Genomic DNA, 5,617 nt, shown 5'->3' with positions numbered 1-5,617 from the left:
TGGGCGGCCCCATGGCCATCATCGACCAGCCCGGCGGCGTGCGGAACAGATAGCCGGTGTGGAAGGTCACCACCCCCCGCGTGAAGTGCGACTTCACGAAGTCCTGGAAGCCGGGATAGGGGTGGTCGGGCTGGAACTTGATGCACTCCTGGTGCGCCCCGCCGTCCCACGTCATCGAGAAGCCGACGGGACAGAGAATGTCCCAGCCGGTGGTGTTGGCCATGGTCAGCGGCAGGCAGCGATAGGGATGGCGCTCGGCGAACCGGTCCATCCAGGCGCGCTGCGGCCGGCCCGGCACGATCTCGGGCGGACGGTTCTCGGTGGGATAGCACTCCAGTTCCATGCCGGTCCTTTGCTTGGCTTCCTGCCCCTTATCCGTCTGGTCTAGCCCTGCGGCCCTCCGGCCGTCTAGAGAGACCGCATGAAGACCAGAGCCGACCTGTTCGCCTTCTTCGACGCCCACGGGGTCGACCACAAGACCCTGGACCACCCGCCGGTGTTCCGCGTCGAGGAGGGGTTGGAGATCAAGGCCACCCTGCCCGGGGGCCACACCAAGAACCTGTTCCTTAAGGACGCCAAGGGCCAGCTGTGGCTGATCTCGGCCCTGGGCGAGACGAAGATCGACCTGAAGAAGCTGCACCACGTGATCGGCTCGGGCCGGCTGTCGTTCGGCCCCGAGGCGATGATGCTGGAGACGCTGGGCGTGACGCCGGGCTCGGTCACCGCCTTCGGCCTGATCAACGATACGGAAAAGCGCGTGCGCTTCGTGCTGGACAAGGCCCTGGCCGACAGCGATCCGGTCAACTTCCACCCGCTGAAGAACGACGCCACCACGGCCGTCAGCCAGGCGGGCTTCCGCAGGTTCCTGACTGCGCTGGGGATCGAGCCGATGATCGTCGACTTCGAGGCCATGGCCGTCGTCTGATCGCCGCGCTGTCAAGCGAACGCATCATTGCGCCGACGCTCGCCAGGGACCATCTTTGCGGCTGAAGCGTTTCCTGCCCCAGTACCGTAGACGAGAGACCCGATGTCCCTGATCGGCGAAAAGCCCGCCGCCCCCGCCTCGGGCAAGAGCGAACACATCAAGGATGGCTCGGACGCCACCTTCATGGCCGACGTCATCGAGGCGTCGAAGACCCAGCCCGTCATCGTCGATTTCTGGGCGACCTGGTGCGGGCCGTGCCGGCAGCTGACGCCTTCTCTGGAAAAAGTCGTCAACGCCGCCAACGGCGCCGTGAAGCTGGTGAAGATCGACGTCGACGCCAATCCGGGCTTCGCCGGCCAGCTGCGCGTGCAGTCGATCCCGACCGTCTACGCGTTCGTCGACGGCCGCCCGGTGGACGCCTTCCAGGGCGCTCTGCCCGAGAGCCAGGTCAAGGCCTTCGTCGAGAAGCTGGCCAAGGCCGGCGGCGGCGAAAGCCCGCTCGACGAGCTGATCGCGCTGGGCAAGGAGTCGCTGGAGATCGGCGACGTCGGCGGCGCGGCCCAGGCCTTCGCCCAGGCTCTGCAAGTCGATCCGACCAACATCAAGGCCATCGGCGGCATGGCGCGCGCCTATCTGATTGGCGGCGACCTGGAAGGCGCGGCCGAGGTCGCAGCCATGGCCCCCGCCGACGCCAAGGACCCCGACCTCGACGCCGCCCGCGCCGCCCTGGCCCTGGCCCAGGAGGCTCCGTCCGAGACCGCCGCCTTCGAACAGCGCCTGGCCGCCGATCCCGACGACCACGAGGCCCGCTTCGAACTGGCCAAGGCCCTGGCCGGCGCCGGCCAGCTGCAGGCGGCCGCCGACCATCTTCTGACCATCATCGCCCGCGACCGTACGTGGAACGACGAGGCCGCCCGCAAGCAGCTGCTGACCGTGTTCGAAGCCGCCGGCCCGACCTCGGAAGTCGCCAAGCAAGGGCGGCGGAAACTGTCCTCGATCCTGTTCAGCTAAGGTTTCAGCCCACGGAGACTCCATGCCGGCCGTCTATCGAAAGCTTGGCGACCTACCCCTGGTGATCCCGGTCTTTCCCTTGGACGGCGTGCTGCTGCTGCCGGGCGGCCAGCTGCCGCTGAACATCTTCGAGCCCCGCTATCTGAACATGCTGGACGACGCCATGTCCGGCGAGCGGATCATCGGCATGATCCAGACCAGGCCCGGGGGCGACCATCAGCGCCCGGCCCTCGCGCCGGTCGGCTGCGCCGGCCGCGTGACCAGCTTCGCCGAGACCAGCGACGGCCGCTATCTGATCACCCTGACGGGCCTCTGCCGCTTCAAGGCGGGCGAGGAGCTGCCGGTGCGCACGCCCTATCGGCAGGTCCGCGCCGACTTCACGCCCTATGAGCCCGACCTGCGCGAGGATGGGGCCGGGGAGCGCACCGCCGCCGACATCGACCGGCTGCTGACCGCCCTGCGGCGCTATCTGGACCACCGAGGCCTCGCCATCGACTGGGGCGACGCCGAGAGCGCCCCCTCCGACGCCCTGATCAACAGCCTGGCCATGGCCCTGCCCTTCGACCCGATGGAAAAGCAGGCCCTGCTCGAGGCCGAGACCATCTTCGAGCGCAAGGCGACCCTTACGGCGTTGCTGGAGATCGACGCGGCCGGAAACGACGATGACGAGCCGACCTCGATTCAGTAGACAGGCGCCATGACCCAAGCCGCCCCGCCCCCCGTCGATGTCGATCCGCGCCTTTTGGAAGTGCTGGTGTGCCCGGTGACCCGGGCTCCGCTGGAGTACGACCGCGCCGCCGGCGAACTGATCAGCCGCTCGGCCAAGCTGGCCTACCCGATCCGCGACGGCGTGCCGATCATGCTGCCGGAAGAGGCGCGGGAGCTGGAGGCTTAGCGCTCCAACCCATGCCCCAGCGGCCATTCGATCTGCGAGAAGACTCGATCTTCGAGCGCTTCCCCAAGTGGTGGGGTCTCCTCATCATTGGCCTATCCGCGCCGCTGCTGTTCCTCTTCGACAGGCTCGGCTTACCGGCCATTGGTCAGCTGGCCTGGACCTCCACGGCCGCCATAGGATTTGCCGTTCGAACTTACTGGCCCCTACGACGCGAACCCTGGTTCTGGGCCACCATAGCCTGCACAACGGCGGTCCACGCCATGGCCATCGTGCTCTGGCCTTGGCCGAAGCAGTCCTATCCCGCTTGGATAACCGGACTATCTCTGGGGGCAGACATCGCGCTCGTCGTTGGCGTCGTCGCTATTGTCGCAACGTCGATCAGGCGCGCTAGCAAAGCTGACTAAAGCGCCACGCCCCGCAACAACTTCGGCAGGTCGCCCACCCCGCCGCCGGCCTCGTGCATGAAGAACCGCCGCGCCGGGGCAATGCGGTTGACCACCGCCAGACCCGCGCCGCGCGCCGCGCGCAAAAGCGGGTTGTCATTCGAGAAGATCCGCACGAAGGCGTCGAAGGCCATCGCGTTGGTCACGGTGTCGAACCGGCGCCAGCGGGCGTAGCGCTCCAGCACCGCCTCGGCGCCGATGTCCTCGCCGTTGCGCACGGCCTCGACCAGCACCTCGGCCAGCGCCGCCGCGTCCTTGAGGCCCAGGTTCAGACCCTGCCCGGCGATCGGGTGCACCCCGTGGGCGGCGTCGCCGATCAACGCCAGGCGCGGGGCGGTCATCCGCTCGGCCAGCAGCAGCGACAGCGGGTAGACGAAGGTCGGCCCCACCACCTCGACCCGACCCAGGAAGTCGCCGAACCGGCGCATCAGGTGGGCGTGGAACATCTCCGGCGAGGCGTGGCGCAAGGCCTCGCCGCGCGCCGTGCTCTCGGTCCAGACCAGGCTGGCCCGCTGCTCGGTCAGGGGCAGGATGGCGAACGGGCCGCTGGGCAGGAAATATTCGTGCGCGACGCCCTCGTGCGGGCGCTCCAGCTTGACGGTGCAGACGACGCCGCTCTGGCCATAGCCCCAGCCGATATGGCCGATGCCGGCCGCCTGGCGCAGGACCGACCCACGCCCCTCGGCGCTGACCGCGAGCGGGGCGGTCAGGGCGCGACCGTCGGACAGGATCAGGCGCGCTTCGCCGGCGGTGACCTCGAGATTCTTGGCCGCCATCGGGGCGATGACCGGGATCTCTTTCTCGATCACCGCCTTGGACAGGGCCGCGCGGATCTGGCGGTTCTCGACGAGGTAGCCCAGCGGCTCGCCCCCGATGCGGCCGGAAATCTCGCTGGAGTCGAAGCGCAGGAACGAGGCCGACGGCTTGCGGGCCGCCGCGCCGGGCGTCCTGCCGTCGGTGACCAGGATCTGCTCGATGCGCTGGGCGTGGGGCTCAAGGCTCTCGCCGGCGCCGATCGCCCGCCACTGGCGGAACGAGGAATAGGCGATGGCCGAACTGCGCCCGTCGAAGGTCGGCGCCAGCTGGGCGTCGAACGGCTGGGGATCGACCAGCAGGGGCTTGAGGCCGCCGGACTTCAGGGCCAGGGCCAGGGTGGCGCCGGCCATGCCGGCGCCCGCGATGATCACATCGGCATCGTAAGCGCGCATGACGGGGATATGGGCCCCGTCTCCCAGGCCTGTCCAGTGCAGGCGCCTACTTATGGTTCGCGGCGTAGGGCGCCTTGGCGTCGGCGCGCACCAGGCCGCGCGTGGCGTCGCCGACGCCGACGATCACGAACTGCACCGCCAGGGCGCAGAGGATGAGGCCCAGCACCCGCACCACGATGCTCATGCCGATCCGACCCAGCGCCCGGCTGATCAGCGGCGCGGCCCAGAAGGCGGCCACCACGACCAGCGAGACGGCGGCGATCACCGCCACCCCGATGCCGGCCCCGGCCAGGCCCAGGGGCTTGGCCTCGGCGGCGTAGATGATCACGGTCGAGATCGCGCCCGGCCCGATCAGCAACGGCATGGCGAACGGCACGATCAGCCGCTCGAACCGCTTGCGGGCATAGGCTCGGGGCGACTGGTCCTCCAGCCCCTCGGCGGCGTCGGCGAACATGGTGGTGAAGTCGTCGCGCACCATGTCCAGGCCGAGAATGAACAGGATGATGCCGCCGGCGATCCGGAAGGCCGGCATCGAGATGCCGAAGAAGGCCAAGAGCCCCACGCCCGTGAAATAGAAGAAGATCAGGAACGCGGTCATGAACAGGCCGATATAGACGGCCACCATCCGCCGCCCGGCCGCGGCCGCGCCCAGGGTGGCGGCGGCGAACAGCGGCACGTTGCCGATCGGGTCGATCAGGGCGAACAGCGCGACGAAGAAGTTGACGGCGAGTTTGGCCTCGGTCATTCGACGTCCCTACCTTTCAGATCGCGCCCAAGCTTCGCCTCTTCCTAGGGCGGACCGTCGCGCGCGCCAACCCCGGGGACTAAAAGATGACCGCCGACCCGCGCCTGATCGTGCCGCTCGACCTGCCCACCGTCGAGGAAGCCCGCGACATGGTCGAGCGCCTGGGCGACGCGGTCAGCTTCTACAAGATCGGCCTGGAGCTGCTGGCCAGCGACGGCATGACCCTGGCCCGCGAGCTGAAGGCCGGCGGCAAGTCGATCTTCCTCGACTGGAAGCTCCACGACATCGGCGCCACGGTCGAGCGTTCGGCCCGCGTCCTGGCCCAGAGCGGCTGCGACCTCCTGACCGTCCACGCCGAGCCCCAGGTGATGAAGGCGGCGGTGCAGGCGC

At 68.9% G+C, this 5,617-nt stretch carries 8 protein-coding genes; 5 read left to right on the top strand and 3 right to left on the bottom strand.

Translation table 11 applies throughout. The features are described 5' to 3' along the window. A partial coding sequence (locus Q0379_RS20095) for a DUF6065 family protein (RefSeq protein ID WP_299015903.1) occupies nt 1-343 on the bottom strand: 343 nt, incomplete at its 3' end. A 78-nt stretch (nt 344-421) separates the two neighbouring features. Between Q0379_RS20095 and Q0379_RS20090 the strand changes: the two genes are divergently transcribed. The 4 genes from Q0379_RS20090 to Q0379_RS20075 all read left to right on the top strand — a co-directional run bounded on the left by Q0379_RS20090 (nt 422) and on the right by Q0379_RS20075 (nt 2,831). Continuing rightward, complete coding sequence (locus tag Q0379_RS20090; protein ID WP_299015900.1) at nt 422-925, top strand: prolyl-tRNA synthetase associated domain-containing protein; 504 nt, start codon at nt 422-424, stop codon at nt 923-925. A gap of 102 nt (nt 926-1,027) precedes the next feature. Further along, a complete protein-coding gene (locus Q0379_RS20085) occupies nt 1,028-1,936 on the top strand; it encodes a co-chaperone YbbN (RefSeq protein ID WP_299015897.1) in 909 nt (302 codons plus the stop codon). A 22-nt stretch (nt 1,937-1,958) separates the two neighbouring features. Beyond that, nucleotides 1,959-2,624: an LON peptidase substrate-binding domain-containing protein gene (locus tag Q0379_RS20080; protein ID WP_299015894.1), complete on the top strand. Its 666-nt coding sequence runs from the start codon at nt 1,959-1,961 to the stop codon at nt 2,622-2,624. A 9-nt stretch (nt 2,625-2,633) separates the two neighbouring features. Then, nucleotides 2,634-2,831: a Trm112 family protein gene (locus Q0379_RS20075; RefSeq protein WP_013077309.1), complete on the top strand. Its 198-nt coding sequence runs from the start codon at nt 2,634-2,636 to the stop codon at nt 2,829-2,831. A gap of 400 nt (nt 2,832-3,231) precedes the next feature. Here the strand turns inward: Q0379_RS20075 and Q0379_RS20070 are convergent, their stop codons facing one another. Both Q0379_RS20070 and Q0379_RS20065 read right to left on the bottom strand, forming a co-directional pair. Then, a complete protein-coding gene (locus Q0379_RS20070; RefSeq protein WP_299015889.1) occupies nt 3,232-4,482 on the bottom strand; it encodes a UbiH/UbiF/VisC/COQ6 family ubiquinone biosynthesis hydroxylase in 1,251 nt (416 codons plus the stop codon). A 46-nt stretch (nt 4,483-4,528) separates the two neighbouring features. Further along, the gene (locus Q0379_RS20065; RefSeq protein WP_299015886.1) at nt 4,529-5,227 is read right to left on the bottom strand and encodes a MarC family protein; all 699 of its coding nucleotides are present in this window, start codon (nt 5,225-5,227) and stop codon (nt 4,529-4,531) included. Nucleotides 5,228-5,313: 86 nt separating this feature from the next. Between Q0379_RS20065 and Q0379_RS20060 the strand changes: the two genes are divergently transcribed. Continuing rightward, on the top strand, nt 5,314-5,617 hold a 304-nt coding region (locus Q0379_RS20060; RefSeq protein ID WP_299015883.1), incomplete at its 3' end, for an orotidine 5'-phosphate decarboxylase / HUMPS family protein.

The sequence above is a fragment of the uncultured Caulobacter sp. genome (assembly GCF_937900395.1).
Taxonomy (GTDB): domain Bacteria; phylum Pseudomonadota; class Alphaproteobacteria; order Caulobacterales; family Caulobacteraceae; genus Caulobacter.
The sequence above is the reverse complement of the archived record's forward strand: the minus strand, read 5'-3'. Positions and strand labels throughout refer to the sequence as shown.